Origin of the sequence: Photorhabdus kayaii (assembly GCF_025384895.1) — a bacterium.
Taxonomy (GTDB): domain Bacteria; phylum Pseudomonadota; class Gammaproteobacteria; order Enterobacterales; family Enterobacteriaceae; genus Photorhabdus; species Photorhabdus kayaii.
Genome location: NZ_JAJAFZ010000001.1, coordinates 71,187 through 88,406, shown reverse-complemented (window position 1 = coordinate 88,406; position 17,220 = coordinate 71,187). Strand labels below are relative to the sequence as shown.

Below are 17,220 nucleotides of genomic sequence, written 5' to 3'. Positions count from 1 at the left end.
TATAAATTCCATAGTTTATCTTTTACTTAAATCTTCTCATGATTTTACCAGAAAAAATGAAAATTTTTATAATTAACTTAGAATCAGATATCGAAAGAAAATACTCGATGTTACAGCAAGCATCATCCTTAGGATTAGATGTTGAAATAATCAAAGCGGTAAATGGCAAACAACTTTCCAAAGATGAGGTGATGATGACGCCGCGCGCGATAAATTTCACTTATCCGCTCGATAAATAAAGCGACAATTGCGTTTCATCTATTGAAAATTTTTTACACAACTAGCGTCGTAAATATGACTGTAATTTATTCAATTTACCCATTTTTCCTTTAAATCTGTAGCACGGTAACCAATTCCGAACAGTTAGGCGGTATATTCTGCACTTATTAAAATGGGGTTAACACCCCTATCATAATGCACAGTACAGAAACCAAATGAAAATGATTGGAATGCATTCAGCTATGATCTTAGCTGAACTTGAACCTACCTCTAATGTAAAGCTATCTTAGCCTTATAAACCTCTATCTTGAGACTAAGAAGTTATTAAGAAGCGCCTGACAAATTTACCTAACCGAACGAGAAGAATGAGCGTATAGACAGGAAAAACGTGAAGTCATTTTCGGAATTCAGCATATAAATTAGCAATACGCAATGCGTAAAAATCGTTGGTCAAATTAAAGGAGCCGAAGCTCCGAAAATTGGGGAAATCGCTATAGCTGAAAAGGCCGACCTCATGATCTCATAAACCAGCCCCCTCCAGCCTAGAGCGGAACCGGTTTAGTTACATCTATCTGCGCAAAAAGAGCGCAGATAGCTCCAATTAAGTGTTAGCCGAGTAAAATGTGTATAGATACTGCATAACACGGAGTATAAAAAACAACTTTAGGGATATTAAACCCTAATTGTTCTACCACATAGTTAATATAGTTAACTATGTGAATCCCTCTTTAGCTACGCTATCTGATGAAACTAGCGTAGATAGAAAGTTATCAGCATATCGAGGAATATTTTCTTGGGATTCTTTTTATGAGAACACTTGGTTCTAATGATAACAAATGTGCTATATGAACAAATTCCACAACATCCAATCTTCTTTCACCATTCTCAACTTTCGCAATAAACGATTGAGGGCGATCTAGCGCTTGAGCTAAATTCTCTTGCGTGACCCCCTTTGCTATACGAGCCTCACGGAGTGCTTTGATAACTATTTGATATTCATCAGAGTAAATTGAAACCATATATTTAATCCTACTAAGCATTTAGGATTAAATATCAATCGATTGTTGATTTATACCAAAATGGGATTTTTTATTTTATAAGCTCCGATCATTTTAACTTTTTAGGTTGTTTTTTGAACAAAATTTTTTCTAAAATTAGCACATAATCGACAGATAGCAAGTGTGCTATATGCACAAATTCAACCACATCCAACCTTCTTTCACCATTTTCAATTTTAGCAATAAATGATTGAGGTCGATCTAAGGCTTGAGCCAAGCTTTTTTGAGTAATACCTTTTTCTATCCTAGCTTTACGAAGAGTGTTTATAACCAATTGATATTCATATGAATAAATCGATGCCATTTCTTTAACCTTGATTAATATCCCAAAATCGAATATCAACCATTTACTTAAATATCCCAAAATAGGATAATTTATTGCGTTTGTTATATGGAGATATAAAGGAAATGAATAAAAAAGATTGGCATACCGCCGACATTATCGCTGCCTTACGTAAGCTCGGCACTACCTTAGCAGCGGTATCACGTAAGGAGGGACTTAGCTCATCTACATTAGCTAATGCTCTATCACGACCTTGGCCTAAAGGAGAGTGGATTATTGCGAACAATCTCGGAGTACATCCCTCAGAAATTTGGCCAAGCCGATATTTTGACGAGAATGGACAACCTATTGAACGAGTTATCCGAAGTAATTCCTCCAGGTGACTAATTCTCAACTAAATGGTCTAAGTTCGGTATAATATCGAACCTAGACCATATTAGCTGCTTAGACTGTCTAACTATTGGGGCGAGTTTATTGCAGCCCTTATTCTATTACTCTGGGTTTTTCGGGCCAATAAATATCTGGTGCTAAGCTAGCATCAACACGGTTCAGCAATACCCTATATTTTTTCAAAGCGGTCAACCGAGAATTTTCCTCATCACTCGCCATCCCCAAATCTACAGCATCTTGTAACGGAGCTATCTGTTTACTTACAGTGAACATAAGTTGCTGTTTCTTATGTTCTGCTTGTTGCTGCTGTTCCTGCCTAAGTTTTATCACACCGCTTTCTGATATTATCCACTTTTCACCATCGTATTTATGATAAACGGACGGAGCGCGTTCAGTAAGCACTGGATAACCCTCTTTATTACTGACAATAGACAAACCGTGTGACTGCCCTGTTAGTAATTCATTGTGTTTCTCTGCTGTTATTTCAACGCATTCTTCATGGGCTTCACTATAAAAAGCGCCTTCTTTTCTGGAGAAATAAACCATTTATACCCCCCAAAATAATATATGAACAACTTTACCTGGATTTTCATTGTTGTTGGGAGTGCCAGCCTGATATTCAAACGTCGATAATGTTGCATTACGTACTAATGTGTGACCTGTTGATGTATTTATACTCGACATGCTTGCGACATATCCAATAAACTGATTTTTAAAAGAAATTGGATAATTGACTTTTACCCATGACTGTTGGTTTGATGCAACTTTAACCCATTGAATCATTATTCCCGTATCCCCGCATTGCCACCAGCCATTTTCAGATTTTATAGCTGCATTTTGTAATGCGAGTGTACCGCTTCGCTCAGGTGTTAATATATTATAACGTCGCTGATTGCTCGGATCGTTAGAATAAATATGTAACAATTTTCCTTCCGAACTATTAATTCCTACCACATACCCATCTTTCGATTTGAAACGTAGCTCAGGAAAAGGAGTTTTACTATCAATCAATAAACTACCAACGGTTGCGGTTTTATCGCTAGAAATGCGCAAGAAAGTATTATCGCTCTCAGATTTAGCATAACTTCCCACATCTCCGGCATTCAATGAAATATCAGATGACAACGCTTTTCCATTCACTTTACGAATGGACGGTACTCGGCTATTAGCGTTGTTATTTGCAGCTACAGCACTTTGATTCGCCGTATTCGTCAGTGATTGCACAAATGCTGTTGTTGCAATCTGAGTATTATTAACGTTTTTAGCAGGTGTGGGGGCGATTGGCGTTCCTGTGAAAATGGGACTGGCTTTCGGTGCATACTGAGTATGCGGATCTTGCACCTCAGAATGTTCCCTCAACTCATTCCCATTTTGTTCTAGTTTCTGTTTAAGATAACTTGTGCGGTTGACCAACTGTTTAGCCTGCCGATTGGAAATACCATCAGGCCCGCCTAACACGGGATCTGAGGTTTCTATTTGATACACTCCCTCTGACCACTGTGGGGTTTCCAGCAAATTAGCCATTTTAACTGCTCCCATAATTGTAACTACCGTCATAACTGACAGTATTATTGTAACGAATTGATACAGATTGATATTCCAAACTGGCAAGGTGGCAGCGTGCTGGCGCAAACGCTGCCAATGTGGTACGCAATAGCGAGGCTTGATCATTGGTAATAGGTTGCTGAAGTATGACGCGATAATTTGCCCAGGATGTTGAATCTCCATGAACATAATTACCGTTATGGTTGGCATGTCCGTCATAATTGATTTGACCAGTGCCTTCAATTAAATCAATTTCACCAAACCCAAAACGACGGATAATTTCACGAATTGACCACGGTGTGCCTTTATATCGATGCAATTCTATAGCTGACTTGATTAACGTACGGCGAGCATTGTCTGATTCGACAAGCTCCCAACCATCGCCAAATAGGGAGAATTGATTTGCCAGCCAATGCAGTGCGCTGCTATCGACAGTATCAATGAGATAAACCATTAATTGAGTTAAATCGATATCATCAAAACGGGAGGCCAACTGACCTAATGCACGCATACTGATATCAGCTTCTAGTGGAGGTGCTAGATGTAACTTAACCATCAGCGACTCCAGTGACCACAACAGTGATACCGATACAGTTCGCCCATTCATTTTCACCTACAACCTGAAACGTGGGAGACTCCAGTACGACTTGATAGACGCCAGAAACAGACAATGTTGAGATGATTTGGCTGGGAACAATATCTTTCCCTAACGTTGTTGCTCGTGCAGCTACCCATGCTTGTATGGCTTGTTTTGCTGCTGATTGAATATCAGGTGCATTAACGCCACTGTACAAGGTCAGTTTCGCCTTGATGGTATAATCAACCTTCACGGGAGGTTTTGCATATACAGTGTCAGTCAACGGGCGGATTTTTTCATCAGAACAAAAACTTTTCACCAGCGTTAAAATGCTTTCATCTGGCAGCCCCGTCGCCAATAGTGGAAACAGTTCAACAACACCCGGAATGGGAGACCTGACTGCAACATCAACAATATTGGGGTGAGCACGCATGGCATGAAAGTGATAAGCCTGACGACTGCCCGCATTAGTAAACGATTCAGGGGCCATTTTGATTCGTACACGTAGCCTCTCGTCACTTTCCTCTGCCGAACCACCACTACTCACTATTGTGTTGGTCACTTGCAGGTCAATGTCGTCGATTTCATCCAACAATGTATTGACTTGTGCTGGTTGCCAGCTATTCCCTGATAATCCAGCATCTGTACAAGTAGCTGTGACATTAACGAAACGTGTATCTGCTTTCAGAACAGCATCTGTATTAGTAGCAAAAGTAATACTGTCCGATGCATTAACACGAGTTCCAACTGGAATGAGTACATCTTGCTCTAATGCTTCATCAACACTAAATTGCAGTATTGTATGCGCCGGTTGGGCGGGTAGCCGATATACTCCGACCAATTCCCCTAAGTAGTCCAAAATGGGCGCACGGGCAAACTCGACCAAATTCTGCTTGGCGGCTTCCTGAACCCGCATTCGGGTCAGTGCTTCACGGTATGCAAATAAATTGATCAGCAGGCGTTCTGCCTGTGCTGGGTACAAAGTCTTACCTACATCAGCCTCATACTTTGCGATCATTTCGGTTGTGATTTTCTCTACATCACGCTCGATAAAATCAGGTTCTGTCAGCGCCATAGCAACTCCGTAGATTGTGTGATGCCATCAACTGCTTTCCAATTCACGCGCAAAGTCAGGTGCTCTGCCTCAACATTTGGTTTCACCGATAACAACTGACAACGAGGTTCCCAACGAGTAATAGCGTCAATAGACTCCCTGACAACGTGAGGAATCGCGCGGTCTATTGGATAATCCATATAAAGGTGTAAATTACTGCCAAATTCAGGTCGATGTGGGTCACTGCCACGTGGTGTACGTAGAATAATGCGTATTGCTTGGGCGATATCATCCAGCCCACAGGCAATTTTGCCTGAGTTCTGGAGAGCGAGTTGCCAAAAAACAGAGTGTGAGTTCGTATTCATGGGGAACAGTATCATCCCCTGTAGGCATATCTAATATTAAAGATGTTTAAAGAAACTAATGAAGATGATGATTTGAGTTACTACCTTCATCCATGATGTTGCCCGTTGCATGGATGTTGCCATTAACGCTGACATTGCCCTGAATGGTCGCAGCAGCTCCATTACCACCAGAACCCGACAGTCCATTTTGATAAGTTAATTGACCTTTCACTAACATATTTCCGGTTACGATTGTTTCCGGCGCATCAATAGTTGCCTGCTGTGCATGAATAACAACATTGGCTCCCACCGCGATCTTAATGTGCTGAATGCCACCATTAATAGTCAGGGTGTGTGAGGTACGATCATAGTAAAAAGCTGCATCATCTGCATAAGTCATACCACGAACGTCTTTATTGTTAGTTGGTGGCGGTTTATCAATACTGGAATAGATAGCACCTAAAATAACACCATCTTCACCATTGGCATCCAATAGTACTTCAACCTGTTCTCCAACATCAGGCAACCAATAGTCCTTGTTATTCTGGGTATTACGCTGCAACACATTCAGCCAGTTAGTACGCATATTATCGCATTCAGGCAATCGTACGCGGGCACGAACAGTAGCAGGATCTACGGCGCTAATCGTGCCGACTTGACGAGTTACGCTGCTCATTTGGATTTCTCCTTGATTATCATGTCGGAAGAACCATCGGGCTTATAGACAACCAATTTCTGAGTCTTACCCTTTTTATCTTTCTTGGATCTACTTGATGTAACAGGGCCACGAGCAACTTCAAGTTCGGTTATATATCCGCTGTTGCGATCAAAAGAGTGGTGAGCTGAAGTAATTAACCATTGCCCAGATAACTTGCCAAATTCAATTAACTCAATTTTATTTCCGGCGGTTAGCTGAGGGGCACCCATCAATGAAAGTGAGCCGTTCTGCTGGTACTCATTATATGAATCCAGTGCTGATTTGGCCTTTATTTCAGCGTTATCCTTGTTAGCAGCTCGGCTGTTTACTTTTAAGGTATCTACGCTGGTTTCTTTACCACTACTCTTGCCTTTTGAATTGGACTGATGACTTACACTGGTCGGGCCATCAGCTTCATAGACAATCAACTTTTTATCATCAGCCTTTTGGTGTTTCACTTTGGCTTTTTTATAGACTTTATTAATCGTGTCCCGCAGCGAAAATTGAGCGACATCGCGAGGGTATAATTTTTTTATGGTTTTTTGGCTGCGCAAAGTAGCCAAGTGGGAGAAAATTAGCTGTTCACTGACAATCTTAACGGCATAACCATATTCATTGGCTAACCGCTTCAGGAACGCCACGTCAGTTTCTGAATATTGCGTCACCCTGTCAATCTTGATGATTTCGATACTACCGATCAGCTTTAACTGATGTTTCTTGGCGATGCGGTTAGCAATAGCTGCCAGAGTTGTATTCTCAAATCCACGGTTAGATTTGGTACGCAATGCCGTATTAATGGACGTTGCTACACCTCGGACAGATACAATAGAAGGAGGGATGCTGACTTCAATTTCATCAATATAGAATGAGCCACAATTCAGTAACCGTTCGCCGAAATAGCCCAACTTCAATGTTAATGTATCACCTTTGCCCGGATACCATTTATCCAGCCAGCGACCATCAGTATCATCCAACTCTACCTCTATTTCATCGGATTCGCTTTTGATGTTGTCGGTATAGCTGACACGAGTGACATAAGGAGTGATGTCATTTGTGATATCTTTTTGCAAATATCGTAACGTGAATGTCGGACTTAAAACCTCTGAGACACCCGTTATAGATGGTGTTTGCTTGGGATCAATTATCTCAGCCACGGTGGTGTATCCTCGGCAGTTACTACATTGTCAGCGTCAATGATAGGGATCAACAATACGACACCTGATGGCAATATAGGTGTAACTGCAACGTGCGGATTAGCAGCAATTATGCGAGCGTAACCTAAAGGGTCACCATAATAATAGTGAGCCAATAAATCCCATCTATCGCCATCTTTCGTTATGTGTTCAAGAAACATGATCAAAGTGCCCTTGTGGTAATTTGCGCTGCCATCTTACTGATCGCGGGTGATATTGATGTAAATGTTGAACTTGCCGATTCAAGTTGAGCTGATACAGAGTCCAATGCAGCCGCGATATTACGGCTATCTGCACGGCTTAATGACGATTGAGCATTGTTAACAAATGTTGCTGCTTGTCCCGTTGCTCTGGTCAATTGAATTGCATCTGGCAATGAGTTACCGAGTGATTGAAAAGCCGGATAGCTTTTCCCTAATGGCCCAACAATATTGTTGAGTCCGGTAAGAAGACCTGGTACGCGGGTTAACGCTACGGCCGGGTTGTCTTTCATCTTCTGTGCAATACGTACCGCACTGATAGTCGTTTGCAGTGCTGATTGTGCTTGTTTGGCATAATTCACGCCATCCCTGACTTTTTTAGCCATACCTGATGGTTTCGGTATTGCATTAGACAACGCCTTTGTATTCGGAACATGGGATTTAATGGCAGGTGGTTTCAGCGATTTTTTAGGATCACCGATATATTCACGTAATGTCACCGAGGCATTGAGGGCAAATACATTACCTACTGAATCCGTTTGTTCACTGGTGGCTGTCACATCAGTAATAACAAACCAGCCACGGTAATCACCATTTCCGAATACTAGCGCGAGTGCTTGATGTTTCCGCATTGCTTCACGCAGCCGATTCAATTCAACATCCGGCGCACAATAATGTTGATGAAAGACCAGACTAATTTGAATTTCATCCAGTTTCTCACCCACGAACTGCAAGCCGGGTTTACCTTGAATTCGTGCATGTTCGGCATAATCAACACCAAACGTTACATCAAAACCATCCCAATATGTGATAAGCTCAAATTCGATATCACCTAATACTGCAAACATTATCCGTACCTCCGGCGTTCTCTCTGAATAACAATACGTTCCAGCAGTTTTTCTAATTCACGCATACTCAGGTTTAAGGCTTGACTAATATCGGGTATAGCCGTTTGTTGTTTATCACCAATGTATATTTGCGGGGCGAAAGAGATAGAAAAACCGTTATTGTTGTTGCTGGCATCTTTATAACCTGTTCGTCTGACCGGATTGCCTGACATCATCTCAGGAGGTGAAATTTGTGGGACATCAGGGGTCATTCCCTCAGCTAGACGCTGAGTGGCACGAGCAGCTAACGGCGTAGTACGATCAATACCAACAACCGCACCTTGCACAATATTATCGCCAAATCCCATAAATATCCGACTGGGGGATTGAATACCCAACGCTTCTTTAAACCAGCTAGAAACTTTGCCACCAAAGTTTTTAATGGTGTCCTTAGCCGTGGTCAGCATATTAGAAATACCATTAACCAACCCATTAACCATATTTTTACCAAAATCAGTAAAATTATTGGGTATATCAATGCCAAACCATTTCATAACGTCAGCAAATGTTTTATAGAACAATCCCAATGGCGACCAATTTAAAATTAATTTACTGGCCTCAAATATTCCGCCATCAAACGCATTAGTAATGTCATTCCATCGAGCTGTAAACCAACCTTTGACGTTAGACCAAATATTTTTGATTCCCTGCCATCCCATTTGGAAAGCGAATTTCACTAAGACCCAAAGCCGTTTAAAGAAATTACTGATGGGCTTCCAATAGCGATAGATAAGATAAGCGGCCACTGCAATACCAATGATGATCAATCCGATAGGATTCATTAATAGTACGCGTCCAATCCACAAAATAGCTCTGCCAGCTACCATCAAGCCCTTATAGAGAGCACTACCAAGGGTTCTGCCCAACCAGAGAGCTGCTCCGGCTATTTTCCCCAAGATGTTTGCAACGACACTGAATCTGCCGCCACTACCGATAGCCATTCGAAACAGTAACCACCGAGTGCGCATTAACATTGCGCCTTTCCAGATATCAGTTATAGGGGAAAGCAAAATATTAAGACCTAATCTGACACCGATTGAAGCTGCTTTGAATGCCAAGAACCCGCCGACCAACGTGACAACATTGCTGATAAGTTCAGGATTAGCGGCCAGCCATTTTCCGGTCTTGTCCATCAATGGAATAAAGGTTTCAGCTAACTGTATTAATGCTGGACGCAGCGACTGACCAATGCTAATAGCCGAATCATTAAACTCAATTTGAGTACGCCGCCACTGTGCTTCTAAGGTATCGTTTTGTTTATCAAAGTCGGTATCAACAGATTTTTGAGCCGAATCAGTCCCCATGCCTGTTTTGATACGCTGATAATCTCCCCAACGTTGCCGCATGGACAAGAGATGGTTGACTGTCTGTACGTCGGTGAAAATAGAGGATAGCCCGAAGGATTCCATGAGCATACGCTGTGCATCTTCATCACCTCTGGCTCCCGCTTTTTTCCACTCTTTCATGAGATCAGCGCCTTTACTCTTGATAAAGCGGTCTGCGATCATGATTGAGGCTTCATATTGTGAGTACCCCGAAGAAACATATCTGCTCATTGAGGTTTGATAATCGACGTCAGCTTCAGCGTATCTTTTGGCAATATCACCACGTCCCATTGAAGCTAGCCAATTCCTCATATTGGTAGCTGCTTCACCTTCCGTTCCTGCGCCTTCACGGCCAACTTCCAAGCTGGCTATAATCTGTGAAACTGCCTCCTGACCATATATTCCCTTACCAGCAAATTGCTGCGCCATTTCTGGAAAGTATTGGGCGAGATCTTTTAATTCAAAACGACCCGATTTAGCACCGAAAACGGCTCGGTTAAAGGCTTCCTTTAGCGCTTGATCGCCTTCAATTTTCAGGGACTCAAAGGACAGAGCCATTTTGGCTAAGTCATTAATATTAGCTTTGGATGCCGTGGCGACGCGGCCCAATAATCTACTCATATCGGTCGATTTCATGGGAGATTTTCCGGCGGCAACCAATGTACCAATACCTTCCAGCAGAGTTTCTTGTAATTGGTTTGTTTGCTTGGCGTTCTGGCGCAAGATGATTCCGATTTTTTGCTCTTCTTTCGGAGACAAATTGCCCGTGACAGCTATATCCCTTAATCCTGATTCAAAAGAGGCATACTTTGTTACGGACTGAACAACGGGAGAGGATATCGTGCGAGTTAATGCATAGGTTTCGGCTCCCTGTGCATATAGCGCCATACGATTCGCTTTGGCTGCATCACTCATACTAGCCGTAGACTGTAAGCGCTGTTGCTGGCGGTTCAACTGTTCCAGTGTTCGACTGATGCGTTGTAGATCCGCATTCAAACGCTGGGCACTACGGGAACCAAGTTGACCGTAACGTTCAACAGCACGGTTCAGTGCCTGCTGTCGGTTCTCCAGTTGGCGAGTCGTTTCTCCCAGTGTTCCTAGAGTACGGCGTGTACCAGACATGGCAGAACTGAACGCACTACTAATGGCTCCACCAATAATGACACCAATGGAAAATTCTGTTGACACGAATTAACTGCCTCCATTCTCGCGTTTGATTTGAGTGTTGGCCTCATTCAACCAACATTCAAATTCATCCAGCGCCAGATTATCAATCTCGCTCGGCTGGAACCGGAACCATCGTGCCAACATCGCCGATGCTTGCCACACTGTTTTTATTTCCCTGATCCAATCCGATAACTTGCTGAAATCGTTTCTGTAGTGCCAGATAATCAGCGACATCCATCTGTTCGATATCTTCTGGTAACAATCCTGTCGAACGTGCTATCAAAATATCATCCCAGTCAGTAGGATTTTCGCTGGCTCGCCGGGCAGCCTTGATATCTTTAACTTTCAAACGTGATAACTGAAGCTCTTCAATGCGAACGCCAGCAGCTGTGGTATAGGGAAATTGAAGATGGTAAGTCGTGGTTGACATGATGATACTCCTCTGTAAGTTTCATTCAGTATCATTCATGTATGGAAACGGAAATATTAAAGGGGATTAAAGAAGAAAGGGGCTGATGCCCCTGTCATTAGTGAGTGCGAAAGCCTTTACAGTTACGGAAAAAGTCTATCAGATATTCTTTCCCTTTCGCTGCACCGATATCGGAAAACCAACCTTCCGGAGGAGTCCACTTATCAATCAAGTTGGCAAGCTTTCTGGCTTTGGAGCGAGTGCAGTCATTATTTAGTTTAACCTCCAATATTGATGCGATAATCGGTCAGTTGATCAATGCCGCCAACACGGAAGATATTGGCCAGATAATCCAGTTCTAACAGCTCCTCACCATCCAGTACCTGCTTAATATAGGTACTGGTAAAGCTACTGGAAAAATCAGCATTTTCATGTTGCTTAAATGTGCCCAGCGGATTCTTCTTAAATAAAATGGTCAGATATGTCACCAATGGCACTTCATCAATGCGCCCCTGTGAACTGAATTTCTGGACGCTGGAACGGCACTGCAATGCCAGAGACTTATAGGGATTGGCAGCAGATAACATGGCGTCACGGTAGAAACTATTCCACTTAATCTCGCCTTCCAGTTTATCGAAGCCTGCCGGTAGCTCCACTTTGCCGACCATCCCCAGCGCCTTATGCTCCTGCATGGTCATGGAAACGTCTGGCAGTTTCACTTCTTCAGCCCGTCCCAACAGGTTATTGCCGTCAATATAAATATTGGCGTTGGTGATGCGGTTAATCTCTATTTTTCCGGCCATTAATTATTTCCCTTTAAATTCAGCAAATATTCAGAGGTAATTTCGGTCTCAAATGTCAGCCGTTCCAGTGGTGGTGGCGGTGTGTACTTATAACTGAGTAACAGATGACCTGATGCCAGCTCCGTTTCTTCGTTATGGGTCGGATCAAACCAGCATTTGAATCCCAACAAAGCGCCATCAGCAATCAATTTACGACCATAGGCATTCACAGATTCTGTCAGGGCATCTATCAGCGCTGGCGTGATCGGCATATCGATATATTGCTGACTGAAGTAACGCAGGGATTCATTAATCACGTCGCCCGTTCTGCGCACGTTCTCGAAGTTACGCATGTGTGTCACAGTTGGCCACGCGGCGGTACGGTTGCCCCATAAGCGCAAACCAGAGCCATAATTATTGAACACTGTAGTAATCCCTTGTTCATTGAGCTGGTTCACTTCACTTTGTGGATCGTCAATTATGGCGGATAGCTGGCGCTCAATACCTGTGATCCCCATAATTTCTTGATTGGAGGATGACCACCAAAAACCTTTGTCTGCATCAATCTTGGCACGCAGCCCTGCTGCACGAGATGACAAGGGTTCCAGGCGCTCGCTATTGCTTTCCGCATCATAGACTTTGACGTGTGGGTAACACAGCCGGACACGATCAGAACTGGTATTAAAATTGATTGTGCCAGACGGGCCGCGGCCACTGATAGCCTGAACAAAAGTGGTGCCTATCGGGGCATCAATATAGGTCATGGCACCCAATTTAGTTGCAAGGGCAATCAGTTCTGTTGTCACACTTAACTGGGTACAGTAGACAGGAGCCAGCAAAATCTTGGCAAAGAACCCATACAGGTTATAAGTATCATTCAGTAACTTCATACCTGTACGGTTACCCGCTGCACTGATGCTGCCAATAATGTCAGCAGGCGTCACTAATGTAGGATCGGCAAAGTCATAGCTGGCAATCACGGTTGCGCCCGCAGCAATGTTTTTACCGATATTCTTGAGGCTGCCTGTTTGAGCATCCAAAGAATAATCTTGCCCTTCTACATAAGGGGCACTACCAGAGGTGGATTTTAGTAAGACATTACTGACCACGGGATTAGCCAGTTTCGCTGTTCCTGTGGTTTTATCAAAGCTAATGCTTTCACTGGCAACATTAGCTTTATGCACCTCAGGATCAAGAACGTTAATAACCAGCACAGTTCCCGCCCCATGATCATAAATAGCATCCAGTGCTTGTGGGATGGTAAAACCATTCATTTGAGTACCAAATTGAGCGGCATCTTTTTCTGACAGACAAAGTGTCACTGCATTTACTGGCCCTATCGGTGCAGTACCAATTAAGCCGATCACGGCGGATTTCACTGTCTTGACAGGACGCGAGCCTTTTTCGATTTCGATAGTTTCGACGCCATGCAAATAATTAGCGGCCATCAGTGGCCTCCTCAGGCTTTTCTTTTTTCTTCAGGGGATTTTTTTGCTGTTCTGACAGTGGATGAAGATATCTCAGCGCGATCAATGTTTTCACATAATCATGCTGCTCTGGTAAATCAACAGTTTTTTCTGACCAGAGCAAAACTTCAGTGCCATCAGCTAAAGTGACGCCGCTTGCTGGGCCTGTATAGAGGTATTTCATTGTTCAGTTCCCTCATAATTGATTTGGGCTAACGGCGAACCATTCGGTAACTCACAGTCTTCGATAAATACACTTTCAGTCGCAAAATCCAGCGTGTATTGCCACAAACCAGCTATCTCACCGAGAAATGTATCCCGTACCAGCCAACATTTTCGTTGGCAGTTCGGTGGTTGGAATCCGCCGAGAACCCGGCGTACATCATCTAATGTGGCAACGGCACCGTGACGTCCATTAAGCTGACGAAAAACTATGGTGGCATTGAGCATGACAGTTTGTGTCTGCAATACCGCTCCAACATCTTCAGGCTTGTCGAAGCGAGAACCGGGATAGCTGATTAAAATGGCTCCCACCGGATGGTTCAGCCTGAATTCAGTTGGCCTTTCAGGGAAATACTCCACCTGTAAGCCAGGTAGTTTTTCTCTTAGCCTCATGATAATGGCATCAATGATCGGCGAAACATCCATCAGTATTTCTCCAACATTCCTTTACTCCCTCCAAAGGTGGGACGACGCGCCCGAACACGAAACTCCCCCGGTTCAGGGGCATCTTTTCCTGTGGAAAGCAGGCCCAGTGTTAGTTTGGCATCTCGGATGTCAGCCAGTTGGCGCAAAACAATTTTGTAATCATCTATCACGGCTTCAGGAATAGAACCCTCTGGACGGCGGGCATACAGCCGATAGCGTGTTAACGTAATGGCGGCATCACGTAATACCGTGGGAACTTCCGCCAGAGGCAGGATATAACGCCCACGTAAATGGGCATCGATGAGTTCATCAGCATAGCGGATGGCACTGTTAACCACAGGCTCATTGATCGTCTGAGCATTAGGTTCTTCGTTAGACAGCCATATCAATGATTGAGTTGGTATCTGCTCTTGCAAATCTTTCAGTGAGCAATACATGTCATATGCCACGTAAGATGCGAATGATATTACCTGCCGCTGTGGCATCATCCAGCGCAAACCCGACAGATGTTCCGGCAGCATTTTCAGCCGAACTCAGTGGTACCACACAGGCATCCTTATCCGACTGTACGACTTGCCCACGGGTTATTGGCCCACCAGCTTCAACAGCAATAATGCCCAATACATTAACAGGAACGACATCTCCAGCCTTCGCATCCACCTCTGCTATACCAAGTGCAACGGCTCCAGCCTGACACGGTGCATTATCAGTACTAACTAAACGATGCTGGATGATGTTCGCACTGGCGATAATTGTTGTCGTCAATACGGATTGTTGTGTTACTGCCATGATGATGTCTCCCTTACTTCACAATATTGGTAATCAGATAGCCGGCATCACCGCCAACAACCGCAACTTTATAAATATCGGTATAACGACAGTAATTGACCTTACCGCCCACACCTTCATATTTATCCGCTACAGGCATCCCTTTGCGGCGAAATGTATAGCCAAAGGAGGGTTCATATTCATCAGCGCTTTCTGCTCCTGCCTGCGGAGGTGATACGTAATGCAACATCAAATTATCAGCCCAGATATCAACGGGATTTTCTTTAATACTTGGGGTAGAAACAGGTTCACCAACGACAACGTTTTGGATTTGGAAAAGGTCTTTGAGTATTTCTATTGTGATACGTTTACGTTCGTTGGCTCCAATAGCTGCCTGAATTTCAGGATGAAATTTTAACAGTGACATCACGCTAGCCCCCATTGTCATGAGGTTTGGACGTACACCAATGGCAGTACGAACAACATCAACTCCAGCTTCAATGACTTTGATTGGATTACCTTTGCCACCAGCCCAACGTTCATTAGCTGTCAGATTCTTCACCGAGTCATTAAGATAAACTTCAGGGTCTTGTGCCAATCGAGCGGCATACAGTTCACGCTTGAGATTCACGCCATTGGTGGAACGACGGATTGCCTTTGCTTCTTCATTAAATAAAGATTCCGATTTCTCACGATAATCAACAGGTGCAGCTAGATCATGTTCGTTGAGCACGATATCTAACGAAGAGCCTTTCTCACGGATCAAAACGTTACTGTTGGCACCAACGGCACGCGTGGTGTCATATTCCACAAAAGCACTTTTGCCAAATGTCGGCACACTAGCACCTTCTTTCTCCATTTCGACGACGGGGAAAAGATGTTCGCCGATGAATGCCGCATTTTTATAACCACGAGCAACACTGGTTAGCACAGGATCAACAATACGTTTGCCTTTCAAATAATCAGACATTTATTTCTCCTCAATAATTACGTCCCTAGTGTTACAGGCAGCGGGTAACGGCTACGTCGTAACTGATGCCTTCTTTCTTCACCAGAGCGACGGCTTTTTGATGCAACGCCAGACGTTCAGGATCTGCATCAGAAAACTCAGCAATATCTGATGATGTGTTTTGGTCTACCCGGTCTTTTGTTGCATGTTCACCAAAATCAATAACAGGCTGGACAGAACTCAGCAGATCTTTAAACGCAGTAGCCAATGGTTTTTTCACATCACCTTCAGCAAACTCGACAGGGGAATCTCCTTGGGTTACAGCGTCCAGCAAGGCGATCACGATAGATTGAGCAGCTGGCGCCAATTTGCCGTCTGTGATCAGCTTTTCGGCAAATGCCACGTTTCCGGCATGTTGCTCAGTTTGTTTGCGCTTTGCGTCGGCAGCATCACGGGCAGTAAGCTGTTCTTTCAGGCGAGTGTTTTCATCTTTGAGCGCCTTTTTTTCTTCATTTGTCACGATGTTTTCCTCATGTTGATGTGTGTTATTGGGTTCATGAAAGGCAGGAGCAGGCTGAGCCGTGCTATAAGCTTCTTCACGTAATGAATCTACCTGCCAAGAAGGAAGCGCTTTGTCTGCTTCATCCATACCGAATTTACTAATCAAAAATTCTCGCAAACGCCCCCAAAGTGAGGCGTTGGTGATATCACTCCAATCAGAGAACTCCACAACACCATATTCTTGTTCGCTGAATTCAACTTGTTTCAATCCTTTAATGGCGGGTGGCTGCGCACCCAAAAAGCCGACATGACGCAAATAGAGCACGCCGGGTTTGGGGTTGTTTGGGGAATCAGGTAAATAGAAAGAAGCAGAAATTTTTTTATAGCGGCCTGCATCGATCAATTCAGCGAACTGAACATCAACCTGTTGAGGCTCCGCAATTAAGTCATCACCGGAAGACGTTAGCGATTTAACCCAACCATAGGCGGGCAAATTGTCTTTTGGATGCCCAATCACAATCGGTGCTTCATGCAACGATGAGTCATAAGCGTTTGCACAAGCTTGCAAATCTGCGGGGCTGAACGGCAATTGTTTGCCATTCATATCGGTATGTGTACCGGATTTGAAAATGTGAAGTGACTTCATTTCACTGCCTCTATTACGTTAATAGAGGCAGTTTCTCCATAATCAGAAAAAACTACTTTTAATCTGCTTTAGAAAAGACTTCGGAAGGAAATAAAAAAGTGGAGAACTGTAT

At 43.6% G+C, this 17,220-nt stretch carries 24 protein-coding genes; 2 read left to right on the top strand and 22 right to left on the bottom strand.

Annotated elements, in window-relative coordinates; translation table 11 throughout:
- The first annotated feature begins 38 nt into the window (after positions 1-38).
- Positions 39-239, top strand: coding sequence for a glycosyltransferase family 25 protein (locus LGZ98_RS00540; protein ID WP_315901972.1), 201 nt, complete (start codon positions 39-41; stop codon positions 237-239).
- A gap of 750 nt (positions 240-989) precedes the next feature.
- Here the strand turns inward: LGZ98_RS00540 and LGZ98_RS00535 are convergent.
- Together LGZ98_RS00535 and LGZ98_RS00530 are read right to left on the bottom strand one after the other, a co-directional pair.
- Entirely contained in the window at positions 990-1,238 is a 249-nt protein-coding gene (locus tag LGZ98_RS00535; protein WP_011147600.1) for a helix-turn-helix domain-containing protein, read from the bottom strand.
- A gap of 88 nt (positions 1,239-1,326) precedes the next feature.
- Entirely contained in the window at positions 1,327-1,581 is a 255-nt protein-coding gene (locus tag LGZ98_RS00530) for a helix-turn-helix domain-containing protein (protein WP_041380249.1), read from the bottom strand.
- 104 nt (positions 1,582-1,685) lie between these two features.
- On the opposite strand from LGZ98_RS00530, the gene LGZ98_RS00525 reads away from it, so the two are divergent.
- A complete protein-coding gene (locus LGZ98_RS00525; protein WP_011147602.1) occupies positions 1,686-1,943 on the top strand; it encodes a helix-turn-helix domain-containing protein in 258 nt (85 codons plus the stop codon).
- Positions 1,944-2,043: 100 nt separating this feature from the next.
- Here LGZ98_RS00525 and LGZ98_RS00520 read toward each other — a convergent pair whose 3' ends face one another.
- From LGZ98_RS00520 to LGZ98_RS00430, 20 genes are all read right to left on the bottom strand, one after another.
- A complete protein-coding gene (locus LGZ98_RS00520) occupies positions 2,044-2,496 on the bottom strand; it encodes a tail fiber assembly protein (protein ID WP_262977558.1) in 453 nt (150 codons plus the stop codon).
- Positions 2,497-3,474 (bottom strand): gp53-like domain-containing protein, encoded by a 978-nt coding sequence (locus LGZ98_RS00515; RefSeq protein ID WP_238591492.1) that lies wholly within the window; start codon positions 3,472-3,474, stop codon positions 2,497-2,499. It abuts the gene before it with no gap.
- A 1-nt stretch (position 3,475) separates the two neighbouring features.
- The gene (locus LGZ98_RS00510; protein ID WP_046975946.1) at positions 3,476-4,051 is read right to left on the bottom strand and encodes a phage tail protein I; all 576 of its coding nucleotides are present in this window, start codon (positions 4,049-4,051) and stop codon (positions 3,476-3,478) included.
- Positions 4,044-5,147 carry a baseplate assembly protein gene (locus LGZ98_RS00505; RefSeq protein ID WP_046975945.1) on the bottom strand — a complete coding sequence of 368 codons (1,104 nt, stop codon included), beginning with the start codon at positions 5,145-5,147 and terminating at the stop codon, positions 4,044-4,046. The genes LGZ98_RS00510 and LGZ98_RS00505 overlap by 8 nt, the downstream gene beginning before the upstream one ends.
- Positions 5,138-5,491: a GPW/gp25 family protein gene (locus LGZ98_RS00500; protein WP_046975944.1), complete on the bottom strand. Its 354-nt coding sequence runs from the start codon at positions 5,489-5,491 to the stop codon at positions 5,138-5,140. Before LGZ98_RS00500 ends, LGZ98_RS00505 begins: the two co-directional genes overlap by 10 nt.
- A 55-nt stretch (positions 5,492-5,546) precedes the next feature.
- A complete protein-coding gene (locus LGZ98_RS00495) occupies positions 5,547-6,146 on the bottom strand; it encodes a phage baseplate assembly protein V (protein ID WP_046975943.1) in 600 nt (199 codons plus the stop codon).
- Positions 6,143-7,321, bottom strand: coding sequence for a phage late control D family protein (locus tag LGZ98_RS00490; protein WP_046975942.1), 1,179 nt, complete (start codon positions 7,319-7,321; stop codon positions 6,143-6,145). The genes LGZ98_RS00495 and LGZ98_RS00490 overlap by 4 nt, the downstream gene beginning before the upstream one ends.
- On the bottom strand, positions 7,309-7,521 hold the full coding sequence (locus tag LGZ98_RS00485; RefSeq protein WP_046975941.1) for a tail protein X: 213 nt from the start codon (positions 7,519-7,521) through the stop codon (positions 7,309-7,311). Before LGZ98_RS00485 ends, LGZ98_RS00490 begins: the two co-directional genes overlap by 13 nt.
- A gap of 2 nt (positions 7,522-7,523) precedes the next feature.
- Entirely contained in the window at positions 7,524-8,408 is an 885-nt protein-coding gene (locus tag LGZ98_RS00480; RefSeq protein ID WP_046975940.1) for a phage tail protein, read from the bottom strand.
- Entirely contained in the window at positions 8,408-10,960 is a 2,553-nt protein-coding gene (locus LGZ98_RS00475) for a phage tail tape measure protein (RefSeq protein ID WP_262977557.1), read from the bottom strand. Before LGZ98_RS00475 ends, LGZ98_RS00480 begins: the two co-directional genes overlap by 1 nt.
- A 3-nt stretch (positions 10,961-10,963) precedes the next feature.
- Complete coding sequence (locus tag LGZ98_RS24100) at positions 10,964-11,083, bottom strand: GpE family phage tail protein (RefSeq protein WP_105395088.1); 120 nt, start codon at positions 11,081-11,083, stop codon at positions 10,964-10,966.
- Positions 11,043-11,369: a phage tail assembly protein gene (locus tag LGZ98_RS00470; RefSeq protein WP_011147612.1), complete on the bottom strand. Its 327-nt coding sequence runs from the start codon at positions 11,367-11,369 to the stop codon at positions 11,043-11,045. The genes LGZ98_RS24100 and LGZ98_RS00470 overlap by 41 nt, the downstream gene beginning before the upstream one ends.
- A gap of 257 nt (positions 11,370-11,626) precedes the next feature.
- Complete coding sequence (locus LGZ98_RS00465; protein WP_011147613.1) at positions 11,627-12,151, bottom strand: phage major tail tube protein; 525 nt, start codon at positions 12,149-12,151, stop codon at positions 11,627-11,629.
- The gene (locus tag LGZ98_RS00460; RefSeq protein WP_011147614.1) at positions 12,151-13,578 is read right to left on the bottom strand and encodes a phage tail sheath subtilisin-like domain-containing protein; all 1,428 of its coding nucleotides are present in this window, start codon (positions 13,576-13,578) and stop codon (positions 12,151-12,153) included. The genes LGZ98_RS00465 and LGZ98_RS00460 overlap by 1 nt, the downstream gene beginning before the upstream one ends.
- A complete protein-coding gene (locus LGZ98_RS00455) occupies positions 13,568-13,780 on the bottom strand; it encodes a hypothetical protein (protein ID WP_011147615.1) in 213 nt (70 codons plus the stop codon). Before LGZ98_RS00455 ends, LGZ98_RS00460 begins: the two co-directional genes overlap by 11 nt.
- Positions 13,777-14,244 (bottom strand): Gp37 family protein, encoded by a 468-nt coding sequence (locus tag LGZ98_RS00450; protein WP_011147616.1) that lies wholly within the window; start codon positions 14,242-14,244, stop codon positions 13,777-13,779. The genes LGZ98_RS00455 and LGZ98_RS00450 overlap by 4 nt, the downstream gene beginning before the upstream one ends.
- Positions 14,244-14,681, bottom strand: coding sequence for a gp436 family protein (locus LGZ98_RS00445; RefSeq protein ID WP_041380252.1), 438 nt, complete (start codon positions 14,679-14,681; stop codon positions 14,244-14,246). The genes LGZ98_RS00450 and LGZ98_RS00445 overlap by 1 nt, the downstream gene beginning before the upstream one ends.
- A gap of 1 nt (position 14,682) precedes the next feature.
- Entirely contained in the window at positions 14,683-15,033 is a 351-nt protein-coding gene (locus LGZ98_RS00440; RefSeq protein WP_011147618.1) for a DUF2190 family protein, read from the bottom strand.
- 13 nt (positions 15,034-15,046) lie between these two features.
- On the bottom strand, positions 15,047-15,982 hold the full coding sequence (locus LGZ98_RS00435) for a hypothetical protein (protein WP_113044100.1): 936 nt from the start codon (positions 15,980-15,982) through the stop codon (positions 15,047-15,049).
- A 31-nt stretch (positions 15,983-16,013) separates the two neighbouring features.
- A complete protein-coding gene (locus tag LGZ98_RS00430) occupies positions 16,014-17,108 on the bottom strand; it encodes a peptidase (RefSeq protein ID WP_113044101.1) in 1,095 nt (364 codons plus the stop codon).
- Positions 17,109-17,220 lie beyond the last annotated feature (112 nt).